This window comes from Alphaproteobacteria bacterium endosymbiont of Tiliacea citrago (genome assembly GCF_964031065.1).
Taxonomy (GTDB): Bacteria; Pseudomonadota; Alphaproteobacteria; order CAJXXZ01; family DAHXLG01.
In genome coordinates this window covers 169,320-186,979 of sequence record NZ_OZ034995.1, presented here as the reverse complement: position 1 = coordinate 186,979, position 17,660 = coordinate 169,320, and the positions used below count along the sequence as shown (strand labels likewise).

At 31.2% G+C, this 17,660-nt stretch carries 21 protein-coding genes, 3 tRNA genes and 1 rRNA gene; 22 read left to right on the top strand and 3 right to left on the bottom strand.

From position 1 onward, the window contains the following. Positions 1-8: 8 nt before the first annotated feature. From AAHM83_RS01065 to AAHM83_RS01050, 4 genes are all read left to right on the top strand, one after another. A tRNA-Ile gene (locus tag AAHM83_RS01065) sits at positions 9-85 on the top strand. Positions 86-89: 4 nt separating this feature from the next. Further along, positions 90-165: transfer RNA gene (locus tag AAHM83_RS01060), tRNA-Ala, on the top strand. A 51-nt stretch (positions 166-216) separates the two neighbouring features. After that, a 23S ribosomal RNA gene (locus AAHM83_RS01055) occupies positions 217-2,946 on the top strand. A gap of 64 nt (positions 2,947-3,010) precedes the next feature. After that, positions 3,011-4,399, top strand: coding sequence for a replicative DNA helicase (locus AAHM83_RS01050; protein ID WP_342262174.1), 1,389 nt, complete (start codon positions 3,011-3,013; stop codon positions 4,397-4,399). Here AAHM83_RS01050 and AAHM83_RS01045 read toward each other — a convergent pair. Together AAHM83_RS01045 and AAHM83_RS01040 are read right to left on the bottom strand one after the other, a co-directional pair. After that, positions 4,396-5,283, bottom strand: coding sequence for a type VI secretion system baseplate subunit TssG (locus AAHM83_RS01045; protein ID WP_342262173.1), 888 nt, complete (start codon positions 5,281-5,283; stop codon positions 4,396-4,398). The two genes, AAHM83_RS01050 and AAHM83_RS01045, sit on opposite strands and share 4 nt — an antisense overlap. Before the next feature lie 11 nt (positions 5,284-5,294). Continuing rightward, complete coding sequence (locus tag AAHM83_RS01040) at positions 5,295-6,914, bottom strand: type VI secretion system baseplate subunit TssF (RefSeq protein ID WP_342262172.1); 1,620 nt, start codon at positions 6,912-6,914, stop codon at positions 5,295-5,297. Between the two features lie 128 nt (positions 6,915-7,042). Between AAHM83_RS01040 and cysS the strand changes: the two genes are divergently transcribed. After that, positions 7,043-8,383 carry a cysteine--tRNA ligase gene (gene cysS, locus AAHM83_RS01035; protein WP_342262171.1) on the top strand — a complete coding sequence of 447 codons (1,341 nt, stop codon included), beginning with the start codon at positions 7,043-7,045 and terminating at the stop codon, positions 8,381-8,383. Positions 8,384-8,478: 95 nt separating this feature from the next. Here cysS and AAHM83_RS01030 read toward each other — a convergent pair whose 3' ends face one another. Further along, positions 8,479-9,450 carry an AAA family ATPase gene (locus AAHM83_RS01030; RefSeq protein WP_342262170.1) on the bottom strand — a complete coding sequence of 324 codons (972 nt, stop codon included), beginning with the start codon at positions 9,448-9,450 and terminating at the stop codon, positions 8,479-8,481. A gap of 52 nt (positions 9,451-9,502) precedes the next feature. On the opposite strand from AAHM83_RS01030, the gene AAHM83_RS02855 reads away from it, so the two are divergent. The 17 genes from AAHM83_RS02855 to AAHM83_RS00950 all read left to right on the top strand — a co-directional run bounded on the left by AAHM83_RS02855 (position 9,503) and on the right by AAHM83_RS00950 (position 17,650). After that, positions 9,503-9,715: a preprotein translocase subunit SecE gene (locus AAHM83_RS02855; RefSeq protein ID WP_425286486.1), complete on the top strand. Its 213-nt coding sequence runs from the start codon at positions 9,503-9,505 to the stop codon at positions 9,713-9,715. 50 nt (positions 9,716-9,765) lie between these two features. Continuing rightward, complete coding sequence (locus tag AAHM83_RS01025) at positions 9,766-10,539, top strand: hypothetical protein (RefSeq protein WP_342262169.1); 774 nt, start codon at positions 9,766-9,768, stop codon at positions 10,537-10,539. A gap of 110 nt (positions 10,540-10,649) precedes the next feature. Beyond that, entirely contained in the window at positions 10,650-11,366 is a 717-nt protein-coding gene (locus AAHM83_RS01020; protein ID WP_342262168.1) for a helix-turn-helix transcriptional regulator, read from the top strand. Beyond that, complete coding sequence (locus AAHM83_RS01015) at positions 11,363-11,887, top strand: HAD-IA family hydrolase (RefSeq protein ID WP_342262167.1); 525 nt, start codon at positions 11,363-11,365, stop codon at positions 11,885-11,887. Before AAHM83_RS01020 ends, AAHM83_RS01015 begins: the two co-directional genes overlap by 4 nt. A gap of 42 nt (positions 11,888-11,929) precedes the next feature. Then, positions 11,930-12,002 (top strand) — tRNA-Thr (locus AAHM83_RS01010). 66 nt (positions 12,003-12,068) lie between these two features. Further along, on the top strand, positions 12,069-12,422 hold the full coding sequence (rpsJ, locus tag AAHM83_RS01005) for a 30S ribosomal protein S10 (RefSeq protein WP_342262166.1): 354 nt from the start codon (positions 12,069-12,071) through the stop codon (positions 12,420-12,422). Positions 12,423-12,462: 40 nt separating this feature from the next. Beyond that, positions 12,463-13,095, top strand: coding sequence for a 50S ribosomal protein L3 (gene rplC, locus AAHM83_RS01000; protein ID WP_342262165.1), 633 nt, complete (start codon positions 12,463-12,465; stop codon positions 13,093-13,095). Continuing rightward, positions 13,092-13,904 carry a 50S ribosomal protein L4 gene (gene rplD / locus AAHM83_RS00995; protein WP_342262164.1) on the top strand — a complete coding sequence of 271 codons (813 nt, stop codon included), beginning with the start codon at positions 13,092-13,094 and terminating at the stop codon, positions 13,902-13,904. The genes rplC and rplD overlap by 4 nt, the downstream gene beginning before the upstream one ends. Continuing rightward, positions 13,897-14,316 (top strand): 50S ribosomal protein L23, encoded by a 420-nt coding sequence (gene rplW, locus AAHM83_RS00990; protein WP_342262163.1) that lies wholly within the window; start codon positions 13,897-13,899, stop codon positions 14,314-14,316. The genes rplD and rplW overlap by 8 nt, the downstream gene beginning before the upstream one ends. Further along, positions 14,316-15,152 carry a 50S ribosomal protein L2 gene (gene rplB / locus AAHM83_RS00985; protein WP_342262162.1) on the top strand — a complete coding sequence of 279 codons (837 nt, stop codon included), beginning with the start codon at positions 14,316-14,318 and terminating at the stop codon, positions 15,150-15,152. Before rplW ends, rplB begins: the two co-directional genes overlap by 1 nt. Further along, positions 15,152-15,433 (top strand): 30S ribosomal protein S19, encoded by a 282-nt coding sequence (rpsS, locus tag AAHM83_RS00980; protein ID WP_342262161.1) that lies wholly within the window; start codon positions 15,152-15,154, stop codon positions 15,431-15,433. Before rplB ends, rpsS begins: the two co-directional genes overlap by 1 nt. An 8-nt stretch (positions 15,434-15,441) precedes the next feature. Then, positions 15,442-15,777 (top strand): uL22 family ribosomal protein, encoded by a 336-nt coding sequence (locus tag AAHM83_RS00975; RefSeq protein ID WP_342262160.1) that lies wholly within the window; start codon positions 15,442-15,444, stop codon positions 15,775-15,777. Further along, positions 15,770-16,438: a 30S ribosomal protein S3 gene (gene rpsC / locus AAHM83_RS00970; protein ID WP_342262159.1), complete on the top strand. Its 669-nt coding sequence runs from the start codon at positions 15,770-15,772 to the stop codon at positions 16,436-16,438. The genes AAHM83_RS00975 and rpsC overlap by 8 nt, the downstream gene beginning before the upstream one ends. After that, positions 16,425-16,853, top strand: a complete 429-nt coding sequence (gene rplP / locus AAHM83_RS00965; protein ID WP_342262158.1) for a 50S ribosomal protein L16 — start codon at positions 16,425-16,427, stop codon at positions 16,851-16,853. Before rpsC ends, rplP begins: the two co-directional genes overlap by 14 nt. Next, the gene (locus AAHM83_RS00960; protein WP_342262157.1) at positions 16,840-17,079 is read left to right on the top strand and encodes a hypothetical protein; all 240 of its coding nucleotides are present in this window, start codon (positions 16,840-16,842) and stop codon (positions 17,077-17,079) included. The genes rplP and AAHM83_RS00960 overlap by 14 nt, the downstream gene beginning before the upstream one ends. Further along, the gene (gene rpsQ / locus AAHM83_RS00955; RefSeq protein ID WP_342262156.1) at positions 17,076-17,306 is read left to right on the top strand and encodes a 30S ribosomal protein S17; all 231 of its coding nucleotides are present in this window, start codon (positions 17,076-17,078) and stop codon (positions 17,304-17,306) included. The genes AAHM83_RS00960 and rpsQ overlap by 4 nt, the downstream gene beginning before the upstream one ends. Beyond that, positions 17,303-17,650, top strand: a complete 348-nt coding sequence (locus AAHM83_RS00950) for an uL14 family ribosomal protein (RefSeq protein WP_342262155.1) — start codon at positions 17,303-17,305, stop codon at positions 17,648-17,650. Before rpsQ ends, AAHM83_RS00950 begins: the two co-directional genes overlap by 4 nt. Positions 17,651-17,660 lie beyond the last annotated feature (10 nt).

Here is a 17,660-nt window from a genome sequence, read left to right as displayed (position 1 = left end):
GGTGTAAGGGGCCAGTAGCTCAGCTGGTTAGAGCGCACGCTTGATAAGCGTGAGGTCGGAAGTTCGAGTCTTCCCTGGCCCACCATTTAGGGGGTGTAGCTCAGTTGGGAGAGCGCTTGCTTTGCACGCAAGAGGTAGTCGGTTCGATCCCGGTCACCTCCACCATAATTAAAGTTAAAAATGAAGAAAAAATGAAAAAAATTTAAGCTGAGTGTGTGAAAAACATGTAAGAGCATTTGGTGGATGCCTTGGCATCAAGAGGCGATGAAGGACGTGAAAAACTGCGATAAGCTGTAGGGAGGTGTTAATAACCTTAGATCTACAGATCTCCGAATGGGGAAACCCATCGTTTTAGACGATATCTACTTTGTAGAAGCAAACCTCGTGAACTGAAACATCTAAGTAACGAGAGGAAAAGAAATCAATTGAGATTCCGTGAGTAGTGGCGAGCGAAAGCGGGTTTGGCGAATTTTAAAAATGAAATCAGAATCTTTTGGAAAAAAGAACTATATAGGGTGATAGTCCCGTAAGAGATTGTTTTTTTAATCATATTAAGTAGGGCGAGACACGTGAAATCTTGTTTGAATATGGGGGGGCCATCCTCCAAGCCTAAGTACTCCTTGATGACCGATAGTGAACTAGTACCGTGAGGGAAAGGTGAAAAGAACCCCTAACAGGGGAGTTAAAAGATCCTGAAACCGAATGCTTACAAGCAGTCGAAGCTGGTAAAGTCCAGTGACGGCGTACCTCTTGCATAATGAGTCAGCGAGTTTATCTGTGAAGCGAGCTTAAGCCGTTAGGTGTAGGCGAAGCGAAAGCGAGTCTTAATAGGGCGATTAGTTTTACGGATAAGACCCGAAACCGAGTGATCTAACCATGAACAGGCTGAAGGCGTACGAAAGTGCGTTGGAGGGCCGAACCAGTGAATGTTGCAATATTCTTGGATGATTTGTGGTTAGGGGTGAAAGGCTAATCAAACTCGGAAATAGCTGGTTCTCCGCGAAATCTATTTAGGTAGAGCGTTGTGTGTTGCCCTTTGGGGGTAGAGCACTGAATAACCTAGGGGGAAGAGATTCTTACCAAAGTTAATCAAACTCCGAATACCAAAGCGTATAAGCACAGCTAGACAGACTATTGGCGCTAAGGTCTATAGTCGAGAGGGAAAGAGCCCAGACCACCATCTAAGGTCCCCAAGTTATTGCTAAGTGGAAAAGGAGGTGGATAAACCAAGACAGTCAGGAGGTTGGCTTAGAAGCAGCCATCCTTTAAAGAAAGCGTAATAGCTCACTGATCTAAATCTAAGTTTATCTGCGCCTAAAATTTAACGGGGCTAAAGCAATACACCGAAGGTGTGGATATCTTCAATGAAGATATGGTAGCGGAGCGTTCTGTAAGCCGCTGAAGGAAAGTTGTGAGGCTTTCTGGAGGTATCAGAAGTGAGAAAGCTGACATGAGTAGCACTTAAGGCAAGTGAGAAACTTGCCCGCCGAAAATTCAAGGGTTCCTGTTTCAAGGATTGTCCGAACAGGGTAAGCCGGTCCCTAAGGCGAGGGCGAAAGCCGTAGTCGATGGAAATTAGGTTAATATTCCTAAGCCGTGTTAAAAAAAAGTGACGGATCTTAAAGATTGTATTTGCTTATTGGATTGTGAATATGGTTGATAAGGTCCCAGGAAATAGCGATTAACAATGACCGTACCCTAAACCGACACAGGTGAATTGGTAGAGTATACCGAGGCGAATGAGAGAATGATGTTGAAGGAACTCGGCAAAATTACCCCGTAACTTAGGGAGAAGGGGTACTATAGAGATATAGTGGCACAGAAATGGGAGTAGCGACTGTTTATCAAAAACACAGGACTCTGCAAAGATGAAAGTTGAAGTATAGAGTCTGACGCCTGCCCGGTGCTTGAAGGTTAAGAGGAGAAGTGAGAGCTTTGAATTGAAGCCCAAGTAAACGGCGGCCGTAACTATAACGGTCCTAAGGTAGCGAAATTCCTTGTCGGGTAAGTTCCGACGCGCACGAATGGCGTAACGACTGCTCCGCTGTCTCCAACATCAACTCAGCGAAATTGAATTCCCCGTGAAAATGCGGGGTTCCCATGGTTAGACGAATAGACCCCATGCACCTTTACTACAACTTTACAGTGGTGTTTGGTATATTATGCGTAGGATAGGTGGGAGTATTGGAAGTGTTGGCTTTGGCTAGCATGAATTACAACCTTGAAATACCACCCTTAATATATTAGATACCTAACTGAGCTTCGTGAATCCGGAGCCAGGACACTGTATGGTGGGTAGTTTGACTGGGAGGGTCGCCTCCTAAAAAGTAACGGAGGCGTGCGAAGGTAGGCTCAGGCTGGTTGGAAATCAGCTGTATGAGTGCAATGGCAAAAGCCTGCCTAATTGCAAGACAGACAAGTCGCGCAAATACGAAAGTAGGTCATAGTGATCCGGTGGTTCTGTATGGTAGGGCCATCGCTCAACGGATAAAAGGTACGCTGGGGATAACAGGCTGATCTCCCCCAAGAGTTCATATCGACGGGGAGGTTTGGCACCTCGATGTCGGCTCATCACATCCCGGGGCTGGAGAAGGTCCCAAGGGTTTGGCTGTTCGCCAATTAAAGTGGTACATGAGCTGGGTTCAGAACGTTGTGAGACAGTTCGGTTTCTATCTGCCGTGGGCGTTGGAAGATTGAGAGGATCTGCCCTTAGTACGAGAGGACCGGGGTGGACATACCTATGGTGTGCCAGTTGTTATGCCAATAGCAATGCTGGGTAGCTAAGTATGGAATGGATAATCGTTGAAAGCATATAAATGAGAAACCAGCCTCAAGATAAATCTTCCCCATTAGGGTCGTAGAAGATGACTACGTTGATAGGTCAAGTGTGTAAGTACTGTGAGGTATTTAGCTAATTGATACTAATCACCCGATTGGTTTTTTACACATTCTGCTTAGTTTTTTTTCATTTTTTCTTTTTAACTTTTTATTATTATATGATTATTTATTTATGTTAGATTATATTCCATCAAATTTAGAAGCTGAGCAATTAGTAATAGGTGCTTTGCTATACAATAATTTATTGTATGAAAAGATAGCTTTTTTAAAAAAAGAGCACTTTTATTATAAAATAAATCAAGAAATTTTTGAAATTATTTTGAAATTCATTTCTAAAGGTTCTTTAGCAAGCCCAATTACAATTGCTCCAATTTTTAAAGATAATGAAATAATAAAAGAAGCCGGTGGAGGTGAATATTGGGTGAATTTGGTAACCAACATTGGTCCAATAGCTAATATTACCTCTAATGCACAATATGTTTATGAACTTTTTTTAAGAAGATCTATGATTAATATTTCAACAGATTGTATAGAGGTATGTCAAAAATTTTCAGCAGATACTTCTATAAAATCAATTATTGATGATACAGAACTAAAAATATTTCAATTACAAAATATGGAAAATAATATACAAACGCACACTTTTCAGTTTGTATTAGAAGAAGTGGTAAAAAAAGCCTATGATGCATCACAGCAACACTCTTTAATTGGTATAACAAGTGGATTAGAAAAGGTGGATCAACATTTAGGTGGTTTTCATAAATCAGATTTAATTATTTTGGCAGGAAGACCTTCCATGGGAAAAACCGCTTTGGTAACAAGCTTTGCTTTTAATGCAGCAAAACAAGCTTGCACAAAATTAGGTTCAAAAGTTTGTTTTTTTTCATTAGAAATGTCTGCAGAACAATTAGGATTAAGAATTTTAGGCCAAGAAGCGAACATTTCGTCAGATAGAATAAGAAAAGGAATAATTAGTCAAAAAGAATTTGAAAAAATTAGTTCAATTTCAAAAGAATTATATGACGTGCCTTTGTTTATAGATGATACTCCAGCATTAACGATGGCGGGTTTAAGAACAAGAGCAAGAAGATTAATGAAGAAGGAGCAAATAGGTTTAATAGTAATAGACTATTTGCAACTATTAAGATCAGATAAAGCTGGTGAAAATAGAGTTCAAGAGTTAAGTGAAATAACAAGAGGATTAAAATCCTTAGCAAAAGAATTAAATATACCAATAATAGCACTATCGCAATTGTCTAGAGCGGTAGAACAAAGAGAAGATAAAAAACCACAATTGGCAGATTTAAGAGAATCTGGTTCGATAGAGCAAGACGCAGATATAGTAATGTTTATATATAGAGAAGCTTATTATGAATCAAGAAAAAAACCACAACCAGGTTCTGAAAAAATGCAAGAATGGCAACTAAAAATGTCGAAAATTAATAATTTAGCAGAATTAATAATAGCCAAGCAAAGACATGGGCCAATAGGTTCTGTTACTTTGTTTTTTGATGAAACAACAACTGCTTTTTCTAATTTATCATCTTCAGAATATATTTAAATCCAAGTGGTTAGTCCAAGTCTGTTTTGTTGAATAAAATTGAAAGTTTTAGAAGGGGCTTTTTTAATTTTTAATTGAATATTATATTCGAGCTCTCCATTTAAAAAATATTTAATAACATCTTTAATTTCTTTTTGTTTGTTTTCATTATCTAAATATTCAATATATTTTTCAAAATTTTCAAACCAAAATATAATTTTTATTGAAGCAAAATGAACCTTAGTCTGAGAACCAAGGGCTTTGTTAACTAAAGGAGAGCGATCAATTTTTAATTGATGTTTTTTAGGAATATCAAACCATTTCTCTTGAAATTCACAAATATCAATATTAATTTTAAGCAAACCTTCTAATAAATTTTTCAAACCTTCTTTAGATTTGTTCTTCATTGTTAAAACAGATAAAAAAGGAGTAAATTGTTTTTTATACCTAAAATTACTTAAACCACAAATATTAAAAGCCTCAGAAAAAGCTTTTTCTCTATTTTGTAATGTTTGAGTGTATTTTTTTTCCAATTTATATTTTAAAGAATAATATCGATGATGAAAAATATTAAAAAAATCAGAAAAATAAAAATTATTTTGCTTTTCTTGAAAAAAAATAGTTTCAGCGTAAAAAGAAGGTAAAACACCATTAAAACCAATTAAAGCAGGAGAATTAATATGAAAAGTATTTCGAAGTGAATTAAATTTAATACAAGAACTATGAGGAGTAGAGGCATGTATATAAGGAACAAGCCTTATAGGCTCAGAAAAAGCAAAGCCAGAAGCAAATTTGTGTTTATCTTGATGAATTTTTTCAAGCAAAAAACAAGCTTGAAAAAAAGAAAAATGATAAGGTTTATCAAGTAAAGATTGATAAAGATTGTGTAAAGCGTTATTGTTCATTTTAATTCTCCTTAGTTAAGATCCCATTCTTTCCAAATTTCACCATTTTCACTTTTAATTAAAGTTAAACTAACTTTTTTATTGATAGGAATAGTTGATTTTATTAATTTAGAAATAACCCTAGCAAGCAAAAAAGCTTTTGGTTCAGAGTCTAATGTTAAAGTTATAAAAACCTTAGGAAGCATAAAGCCGTTGAAAGGAATCATTTTGTTTTCAAATTTAATATCAGAAATAGAATTCAAAAAATGATAAGAAGAGGAATAATTAGAATAAATATGAAATAATTCTTTTAATTTTTGAAGTGTATTATCACTATCTAAACCAAAATAATTAATGTTTAAGTGACCAATTAGTTTTCTTTGAGCATCAGAATAATTAGAGTTAGAAAAATATTTAGTTGGTTTTTTAAGGTTACTAGCTTTTAAATTATAGTAATTAACATTCCACTCTTCATTATCAGCAATAATTTCATTAGCGTTATTTTGAGTGCAAAGCATTTTAGCAAAAATTGTTTTAGGCTCCATAGAATCATCAAAAAAATATAAAAAAGTAGAAGAATTAATATTGTTATCTTTTTTATAATACCATAAAACATCTTTTTCGGTTTTGTTAGGAAAATCTAAGGAAAAATAATTAATGAATTTTTGATCAGGATCATTTAAATTTCTAAGATTAAAAATAGAATAAATATCAGTGTTGTTTTTAATAAAAAGTTTATATCTAAATTTTTTGTGAGTAATATTAATAGGATCAGAAATTTTTTCAACTAAATTAACGCCAACAACGCAGTTCAATAAAAAGCTGTTTTTAGAAACATTAATGCTTTTGTTGTTACGAATAGGAATTTGAATAGATTTATAAGGTGCTTTATTAAGCTTAACTTTAAAAAATAAGAATTTTTCTTTAAAAACATTAAATTCGATAACAGATTTATAGCAATTATTTTCATTTTTCAAAAAAGGCATAATCATTTGGTCATCAGCAAAATCAAGCTCACCAATTTGTTCAGAGTTTTCAAAAACGGGAGTCGGCTGATCTTTAAAAAAAGATAAAAGTGATTCATAAATTAAACAAGCAGAATGTTCCATTTTATTTATATAAAAAACAATTTCTTTTTCGGTTTCATCAAACAAACGATGTAAAAAAATTTCAATAGCTGTATCAGTGATTTTAGCAACATTTTTTGGTAAATCATTAGATGAAGTTTTTTTTATATCAACAACTTCAAAAGCGGAAGTTCTAATAGAAGAAGTGGTAAGAAAATTAAATTTTTCATTATCAGAATTAGAATATTTTGAAGTAATAGAAGTATATTGAGGAACAACACAAACTTTTCTGTAATCATTAATTTGAAAAATAGAAACAGAAGGAGTGGGCCTGTTAAAATAAGGATAAATACTATTTAGCAATTCTTGAGAAAACTCGACGTTTTTTTCATCAATTCTTTTTTGTAAATTAGCGTTTAGAAAAGCAGTACCCTCAATTAGCTTTTTAACATCAGGATCATTAGAGTCATTAGAAAAATCTAAATTACTCATCAAAGGATATTGTTTTTTTAATTCTTTACCAGATTCTATAAGGTAATTCATTTCATTTTCATAATATTCCAAAAAAGACCTAAAAGTAGACATGTAAAAATATTATTAGCATTCAATTAAAAATTCATTAATATCTAAAAAAAAGATAAAAAAAACATTTAAAAGAAGTAAAAAACAAACGGTTTATTGATTATAAAGAAATGATATATTAACCTTTTAATATGAAATTAAAGATTTACAATTCAAAAACGAATAAGAAAGAAGTGTTTGAACCAATAGATGCAAGTTCTATCAAGATGTATGTATGTGGCCCAACAGTTTACAACGAAATTCATATAGGAAATGCTAGATCAGCAATATCTTTTGATGTTTTATATAGAGTTTTAAAAGCCATATATCCAGAAGTAATATATGCAAGAAATATAACAGATATAGATGATAAAATAATAAACAGAGCAAAAGAAGAAGGAAAAACAAGCGAAGAAGTAGCACAATATTGGGAAGCATCATACTTAGAAAATTGTAAAAAACTTAATTTATTAGACCCAACATATAAACCAAGAGCAACAGATACAGTAAAAGAAATCATCGAATTTGTTGGTCAATTAATAGAAAACGGATATGCATATGAAAAACAAGGCACGGTTTTTTTTGATGTATCAGAATTAAAAGAATACGGAAGTTTAAGCAAAAACGATAGTTTAATAGAAGGCAAAAGAATAGCAGTTAATGAATCAAAAGATGATCCATATGATTTTGTGCTATGGAAACCAAGTAAAGAAACGTACGAACCATATTGGAAAAGTCCATGGGGAGAAGGAAGACCAGGTTGGCACATAGAATGTAGTGCAATGAGTAAAAAATTTCTAGGAGAAAAGTTTGATATTCATGCAGGAGGATCAGATTTATTGTTTCCACACCATGAAAATGAACAAGCACAAAATTACGGATGTTGCGGAGTAGTATCAGGTCCAACTTATTGGATGCATAATGCAATGTTGGTATTGGGAAAAGAAAAGATGTCGAAATCTATTGGAAATATAATTTTACTATCAGAAGCGTTTAAGAAATATGATCCAGTGTTCTTAAAGTTTTATATGTTAAATACCCATTATAGACATATTCTCTCATGGGATGATGAAAACATGAAAGCGTTTGCTATCAAATTCAGCAATTGGATAATGCATTTAGGATATTATTTCAAAGAAGCAACAGAAATATTTTCAGAAAATGATTTAAACGAGTTGTTAAACGATTTAAACACACCAGGTTTTTTTGCAAATTTTGAAACAAGATTAGCAGAAGCTATAAAAACAAAAAACAAAGAAGAGTATAAAATGTTGGCAGGCCTGTTAAAATTATTAGGTTTAGAAGTAAAGATAAATGAACCAACAGAAGAAATCAAAGAATTAGCAAACAGAAGACTAGAAGCAAAAAAGTTAAAAGATTATAAAGAAGCAGATAAAATTAGAGCCTGTATAGAATCAAATGGATTTCATGTTTTAGATAATGCATTAGGATATCAACTAAAGCCAAATTTTAAGTGTATTTTTGAAGATTAATAAGATTTTTAATAAAAAAAAGCCCGTTTTTTTATTAAAATTTAACGTTTTTTAAGTGTTTTTTAATGATTTTTGAACGTTTTTTAAGACTTTTCTTAAGATAATTCTATGTTTTTAATTTTTGGATGGTCAATTTTACATGTATGAGTAATAACCGTTTGAATATTTTGAGAGTCCAAAAGATTAATAAAGTCATACATATTTTGATCGTCTAAATTTGCAAAAACATCATCTAAAAGTAATAAGTTATTTTTATCTAAACTTAAATTTAAACTAATCAAAAAGAAGGATAAAAGAGCTTTTCTTTGTTGTCCTGTGGATAAGCCAGATTCGTTGGTTTTTAGGTAAAACTTAGATAAATGAGGTCCAATAAAATTATTAGGTAATGGCTGCAATAAAATTTTTTCTTGTTCTTCAAAAGAAGGATCAATTATAATAGAAACATTTTCTTTTAAAAAATCATAAATTAATTGATTGTTAAAATTATTTATTTTTTTTATAAAATCATCTCGTATTTTATTGATTTTTAAGCCATTTTCCTTAATAATAGGATCCAAAACTTTTTCCCAATTATAATTAAAAGTTGAATTATTAATAAGTAAATTGCGTTGTTTTAAAGCTTTATTATATTTACTATAAAAAGTTCCATAGCTAGGATAATGCTGCAAAATAGCTCTATTAAACATTTTTCTACGCAGAGAAACATCGAACCAAAAACCCAAAGAATTATAAGGAGTTAGACCAAGAATTGAAATATGCTCAAGTAAATTACTAGAAGAAGATAAAGAATTATTAATAAAAATTTCCTTTTTTTTGTTTTGATATTTAACAATAAAATTAGCGTTTTCAGTGAATAGTTGAATATTAAAAAAATTTTTTTGGTTAGAAATTAAATTTTCATTTTGCAAATTAAAAATGCCTTTTCCAGAATTAAAAAGACTTAAAGCCTCTAAAATAGAAGTTTTGCCAGAGCCGTTTTTACCATGAATTAAAACGATTTTATTATCTAAAAAAACTTCTTTTTTTGCATGTTTTTTAAAATTTAGAAGATCAATTTTTTTTACCATTTATTCTAATAGTATCATTGATTTTTCGTGTAATATAGATTAATATTTTCTTATGGGTTTTATTACAAAATTTTTCAAAGATGTTTTGTTTTTTTTTACAAATATAAAGAATGAATTTTTTCAGTTACAATATCCAGACATAAATCAAACAACAATATATGTGGTTGGTGTGGTAGTAATGTTGCTTTTTTTTTGCTTTTTTTTCTTTATCTTAGACTTTGTTTTTGGTTTTTGTTTGACTAAATTTTTTAGTTTTTTTGTTTAAATAAAAATAATCTTGGAATGTTTTAGGGTGTTTTTTATATACTGTTATATATGAATTTAAAATTGTGTACTCCAATTTATTTTGCATCATATGATAATATTTTAAATAAAAATTCTTTTGATGAAAAAGACAAAAAAACATGGCCTTATCAAATGTATTTATTAAAAAAAGTAAGACAACTTCGTGATTCTTTAACTAATGATAGTTATGAAGAAACTTTGATAAATTTTATTTTAATGAGCGAATCTTGTACTTTATATCCTTATGTTTGTCCAGAAGGAAGAGTAACAATTGGAGCAGGCTTTGCATTAACGAACAAAAACAACTTACAATTTACTGATTTTGGAATTACTGTTTTGAGTCAAATTAATGTTGATATTAAAAATTTAAAACAAAATCTTTTAAAACAAATTGAAGAAAAACAAAAAATAATAACTGAAGAAGATAGTAAAAAAATTTTATCATTCATTTTGAAACAATTTAGAGGCGAAATTATTCATTTTATGCCTTTTTTTGAAAAACTACCTTTAAATATACAAATTTCTTTACAAAGTTTATATTACAATAGGCATACCTTTATTAAAGGAGGTATGTTATTAAGTTTGAAAAATTTTATTGAAACTAAAAAAGATGCGTTTTTGGAAGATGTTTTATTTCGTATTTGTAGAAATTGTAATTGTGGGGCTCCATATATAAACACAAAAGCAAAGATATTTGCTTCTTATTGGAAGGGAATACAATATCGTAGATATAGAGAAATGATTATGAGTAGTAATTTAAATTTAGATAAAAAAATTTTTTTTGGCTTAGAACAAGAACTATAAATAATGTTGAAAATTTCGGCAAAAAAAGATTGTTCAAAAGGTTTTTTTGTTATATTGATAATAATTATCTGTTTTGATAGAATGCTTTTATGCCTAAGGGGGAAAATGGTATGAATTTAACAAATAGTGCTTTAAGTGACGAGGTTATTGATTTTTGTGTTGAGGGTAAAAAAGATGTAAATTCTGTTGTTCAAAGAAATGCTAAAGTTTTAAGGGCCTTGCGCAAAAAAAAGGAATATACTTTATATGATTTAAGTAAATTATCTGGTTTATCTCCTTCTTATATTTCTAGATTAGAGGCTGGGGCACGAAGATTGAACACAGAAATCATCAGTAAATTAGCGCTAGCTTTAAATTGCAAGGAAGATGCTTTTTTTCAAGGTGGTTCTGCAGAAGATATTGTTGAAACTTTTGCAAGTGAAAATGGTTTTAAAAAAAATTTGCCTCTTTATAGGGTAATTAGCGAGGGGCTTGATGTAACAGACAATCCTCATTCTGTCATAATATTAACTTCTGCTATGGACTATGTTTTTAGACCACCAAAACTTTCTTCATCAGATTTTGGATTCGCTATTTATGCTTGTAATAACAATAATACTCCTAGATACAAAATGGGTGATATTTTATATTTTGATTCATTTGCTTCTTATCAAAACGGTGATACTCTTATGATTGTTGATAATAATGGATATATGTTTATTGGAGAATTAACCGATAGTAATGATGATTTCACTGTTCTTTCAATGTATTCTAATCATTATAAACAAGAAATTTCATCAAAATTTATTAATAAAATGTTTAAGTTGGTTTCTGTTGAGTTTCAATGAATTTTAAGTTTGTTTTTTGGGATTGGATGGAAACTTTGTTTTCTGATAGTCTTTTATATAATGTTTACTTAAAAAATTTAATACAAAAAGGTGAGGTGTCTTCTGATTTAGATTTTGATAATTTAAATTTTAAGGATGCTTTTTTTATAAAAACTAAGCTCAAAAAAAACAAAGGGGTGAAAATTCCATATGCTTGGTTTCTTGTTAACGATTTTCTTAAATCTGGTGCAATTCAAGTTGTTGTTAGTAACGGAACTGAGAAATCAATTTTGAGAGAGTTAAAAGATTTTAATCCTTTTGATTTGATTTTAACTTGTGAACAATTTGACCCAAAACCATCTTTAAGTATGTTTGAATACGCAATGAATCAGTTTAACTTTCATAAAAAAGATGAAATTTTATTAATTGGAGATAGTTTTGTTGATCAAAAAGTGGCTCAAGATTTAGGAATTTCTTTTTTTAAAATTAATGATCCTTATTTAGATTTTTACAATATAGCAAAAAACTTAAACTTTATTTAAAAAACTTTTATATTTTATTTTCATATGATAACTTACAGATAAGTCGGAGTAGCTCAGTTGGTAGAGCAGTTGATTCGTAATCAAAAGGTCGGATGTTCGATTCATCTCTTCGGCAGTTTTTATTGACTTCTGTTGTATATTTTTAAAGATTATTGTAACATTTATCTTAGGATGAATTTCAATGAAGGAAAATAATGGAGTCTATATTATATTGAAGGCTTACGAAACAAAAGACGTTGAATTTGCTGTGAAAGAATTGGTTGCTTTAGCTAAACATCAAAAAGTTAAAGTTGAAGGGCCTATTCCTTTGCCTGCAAAAAAAAGACTTTATACTGTTAACCGTGGAGTTCATATTGATAAAACATCGAGAGAGCAATTTTTTCATACTGAATATAAACGTATGTTAAGAATTAAAGCTACATCTGCTTTTATAGAAGCAGTTTCTCAAATGAGAATGCCTTCTGGCGTTGGTGTTAAAATCAAAATGATGTCTACTGTTGTTCGTAAAGGTCCTAAAAAAACGGTAAATGAGTAAAAAAAATGTTGTTTAAGAAGTATGTAGAGAAGGAGATATAATGTCTTTTCAAAGTAGGTTTGGCTGGATAGGCCAAAAAATTGGTATGACTAATGTTATGCATGACGGTAAAGTATGTTCTGTTACATTAGTTAAAATATTAACTCAACACGTTCTATCTAAAATTGAGCACAATGGTGTGTTTACTTTGCGTGTAGGAGTAGAATTGGGCAAGTTGAAAACAAAGCCTCAAATAATTGAATTACAAAAGATAAACAAACCTTTATGTAATTTGGTTAAAGAGTTTAGGGTTTCTAAAGAAGAGTACGATTCAATTGATGGTTCTTATTCTTTGGATAGAATTGCTGATGAAAAGTTTTTAGATGTTACAGCTAGAAGCATTGGTAAAGGTTTTGCTGGTGCAATGAAGAGATGGAACTTTAAAGGTGCTGGAGCTAGCCACGGAGTTTCTTTAACTCATAGAGCAATTGGTTCTATTGGTACAAGAGAAAAAAGCTGGCCTAATAAAAAAATGGCTGGAAGGTTAGGAAATGAACAAGTGACGGTCCAAAGTATTCCTGTAATTGAAATTGATCAAGAATTAAGTATTGTTGCTTTACATGGCTCTGTTCCTGGAAAATCTGGCGCAGTAATATTGAGAAAAGCTATAAAAAAACAAGGAGTTATTGTATGAAAATTTCAGTAAAAAAATGGGATTTTACAGAAACTGGAGATTGTATAGATATTCCTAATTTTGTTCCTAACTTTGGAGTTGTTACTTTTCAAGATGTTTCAATTCAACCTGAAGCTATAAATGTGAAAAAAAAACTTTCTGATTCTGATGAAGAATCAAGTGAGGGGCTTTCACTGGCAGAAGAGACTTCTTTTGCTTCTGATCTCAGAGAGTATGTTTTTAGTGATGAATTTTTAGAAATGAGAAGTAAGGATATAATTTCTCAAGTTATAAGATGGCAGCTTGCAAAAAAAAGATCTGGAAATGCTTCTACAAAAACAAGATCAGATGTTTCTGGAACAACAAGAAAGCCTTGGGCTCAGAAAGAAAGTGGAAGGGCTCGTCAAGGTTCTTTGAGAGGTCCTCATTTTAGAGGTGGTGGAGTAGTTTTTGGTCCACATCCTAGGTCTTATGAGCATAACTTAAACAAGAAGTTTAAAAAATTAGCTCTTGGTTTAACTTTAAATCAAAAAATAAAAGAGGGGTCTTTAATTGTTTTAGATTCTTTTAGTTCTGATGTTGTTAAAACAAAAGATTTTGAATCTTGGAGAAAAAACAATGATTTAAATTCTGTTTTATTTGTTGGAGACACTTCCGATAATTTAAAAAGAAGTTTTTCTAATATTTACAATGTTAACTGTTTGCCTTTAATTGGTTTAAACGTTTTATCTTGCGTAAAGCATGAAGCGGTTATTTTTGATTTAAATGCTATTAATGGAGTTTTGAATAGATTTTCAAGTTCTGTATTAAAAGGAGGAGAAAATGCGTAATATTAATCAATTAAAACAAGAGAGCTCAAGCTGCATTGAAAGTAAAAATAAATTACAAAAAATGAAAAAACAACGATATGTTAAGTTTTTTTTAAGAGATAATGCTGTTAAAATGAGTAAAAGTCATGCTTTTGATGTTATTAAAAGAGCACATGTTACTGAAAAAAGTTCTATTTTAGCTCAAAATTCTTATTTAACCTTTATTGTAGACGCTAACGCTAACAAGTGTGACATAAAAAAGGCGTGTCAATTAATATATGAAGAAGAAGTCTCTGAGGTGAAAATAGTTGTAAAAAAACAAAGAAAAAGAGCTTTTAAAGGGAAAGTTTATATTCGTAGTGATGTAAAAAAAGCCTTTATTAAATTTAAAAATAAAGAAGTTATAGAGAAAATGTTTGGAGGGCAACAATAATGGGTTTAAAATATTATAAGCCTACATCTCATGGTTTAAGAGGAAAGGTCGGAATTGATAGATCTCATTTATACAAGGGGTCTCCTTTAAAAAGCCTTACTTTTGGTGTTTCTAATAGTGGCGGAAGAAACGCACAAGGAAGAATAACCACAGATCATAGATGTTCAAAGCACAGAAAAGTTTTAAGAATTGTTTCTTTTAACAGAAAAGAATTAGATGGTGTTTTTGCAAAAGTTGAAAGATTTGAATATGATCCTAACAGAAGTGCTCATTTGGCGTTGTTAAGCTATGAAAAAGATAAAAAAAATATGTTTTCTTATGTTGTAGCTGCAAAAAACATGAGAATTGGAGACGTTGTTCACACTTCTTATCATGAAAGAGTTGATTACAGTTTGGGTAATTGTATGAAATTAAAGTACATTAAAGAAGGTACTGTTGTTTATTGTGTTGAATCTAAAATAGGTAAAGGAGCAACTTATGCAAGATCAGCTGGAACTTATGCTCAAGTTAAAGGTGTGGATGATTCTGGAATGATAATTGTTGGGTTGTCTTCTGGTGAAATTAAAAAAATACATAGAGAATGCACAGCTTGTATTGGTTCTGTTTCAAACGATGATCATTCAAACATTGTTTTAGCTAAGGCTGGTGCTAATTTCTTAAGAGGAAGAAGACCAAGAGTTAGAGGTATTGCAATGAACCCTGTTGATCACCCTAACGGTGGTAGAGCTAATGGTGGAACTCACTTTAAATCTCCAACTGGTGTGTACGCTAAAGGTGGAAAAACCAGGAGAAACAAGAGAACTAGTTTTACAATAATTAAAGGAAGGAAAAGATAATGTCTAAGTCTATAGGAAAAAGATCTTCTAAGAAAGGTTTTTTTGTATCTGAAGGAGTAATGAGGGCTTTTGAAAGAAACTTTAAAAACCCAAGTTCTTTAATTAAAATTTGGTCGAGAAGTTCTACGATTCTTCCTAATTTTGTTGGGAAAACAGCTTCTGTTTATAATGGTCATAAATGGGTTTCTGTGTTGTTAACCGATGGGCATATTGGGCATAAGTTTGGTGAGTTTTCACCTTCTAAAGTTCAGTGTAAGCATTCTGGAAAGAAGAAGAAGTGAGGTGAAAAATGATTGCGAAGTTAAATAATTGGAGAGGTAGTCCAAGAAAGTTTGTGAAATATTTAAGGGCCGTTCAAAACAAAAAAGCTTTAGATGTTGTTAACAAATTAAAGTTTGTTGTAAGTCCTTATGCTGAAGCTTTAAGAAAGTTGTTGTTGTCCGCTATTTCTAATGCTGCAAATGATCCTAAAATTAATTTGGATAATTTAATTGTGAAAGAAGCTAGCGTTGGCAGAGGACCTTTTTTGAAAAGAGTTACTTACAGAGGTAGAGGTAGGGTTGGTAGAGTAACCAAGCCTCTATCAAACGTTTATGTTTTATTAAAGGAGGGTAATAATGGGTAATAAAGTTTCTCCTAATACGTTTAGGTTAGGTATATATAGAAGACATGATTCTGATTGGTTTGCTCAAAAAAATTTTGCTAATTTTCTACAAGAAGATTTTTTGATAAGAAATTTTTTAAAAGATAGATTTGAAGAGTCTGCTGGTATAGTTAAAATTTTAATTTCAAGAAATAAATCTGTTATAGAAGTTATTATAAAATGTTTGCAACCCTCAATTATTATTGGAAAAAAAGGTGGAGAAATTAATTTGGTTTCTGATGATTTAGAAAAAAAATTGGGTTGTGAAGTTAAAATTAAAATTTTTGATGTAAAAAAACACGATACAAACTCAAAAGCTGTTGCCTTGAAAATTTCTGAAGAACTGAAAAGAAAAGGCGCAAACTCTCGTAGAATAATTAAAAGATATATTCAAATGGCGATGAAAAGTGGTGTTATAGGTATAAGAATAGAATGCAAAGGTCGTTTAGGTGGAATTGAAATAGCTAGAACTGATTGGTTGCAAGAAGGAGCTATTCCTAGACAAAAACTAAGAGCTAACATTGATTATGCTTCTGTTTGTTCTAAAGCTAAATGGGGAACCTCTGGTGTTAAAGTTTGGATTTATAACGGAGATATCGTAAAAAGAGAGAATAAATTAGGAGAAAAAAATGTTAAGTCCTAAAAAAATGTTACATAGAAAAGTTTTTAAAGGAAAAATCAAAGGTGTTGCATCAGCAGGGGCTGGGTTACAGTTTGGTTTTTTTGGGCTAAAAGCTTGTGAGCCTTGTAGGATGACTGCTAGGCAGATTGAAGCTGCTAGACGTTGTATTGCTAGAGCAATGAAAAGAGAAGGAAAGTTTTGGTGTAGGGTTTTTCCTCATATGCCGGTTTCTGCTAAGTCTTCGGATAGTAGAATGGGTGGAGGAAAAGGTAATATTGATCGATATGTTGCAAAGGTTTATCCTGGCACAATGATTTTCGAATTAGCTGGTGTTACAGCTGAAGTTGCAAAGAAAGCCTTTGGATTGGCTGCCGAGAAACTTTCCATTAAGTCTAAATATATTGAAAAGGAAGAGGGTGTGTATGTCGAATATTAAAGAAGATCTTGTGAATTTTAGAGAGCAAGTTGCAGAATCAAAATCAGAGTTGTTTGTTATGAGAATGACACATTTGGACAACAGGGCCAAGTCATATCCATCAGATAAAAAAAAACATAGATACGCTATTCGGCAATTTGTATCAAAAATTAAAAGTTGCATTAAAAACAGACAAAAAGAACTTTTTGATCTTAAATTAAATAAAAACAAGGAAGAAGTGTTATGAAAACAATTTTAGGAACTGTTGTGAAATTCAATGCGTGTAATGCAAAAATTAAATACGTAGTGAATTTTCATAATAAAAAATATGATAAAAGATTAAAAAAATTTCATTATGTGATTGCTCATTCTGATGTTTCTTTGAAAGAGGGGGACAATGTGGTTTTAAACTCTTGTGCTCCTATTTCTAAGACAAAAAAATATAGGGTTATTTCCAAAAGAGAGGTTGTATGATTATAAAAGAAACTGTTCTCAGGGTTATAGATAACTCTGGTGCAAAAATGGCCAGGTGTTTTATGGTGTATAAAAAAAGCTATGCATCTATAGGAGATATTATTAAAGTGTCGATCATAAAAGCAACGCCAACTTCAAAAATAAAAAAAGGAAGTGTGTGTAAGGCTGTTGTTGTTAGAACTAAAAAGGTCTTTATTAGGTCCGATAGAAGTTCGTTGTCTTTTGCATATAATGATATTGTTTTGTTGAATGAAAAGTTGGAAGTTACTGCAACCAGAGTTAAAGGTATTGTTCCAAAAGAAATTCCTTCTAATATAAAAACAATTGCAGAGGGAGTGGTTTAAAAGAGGTATA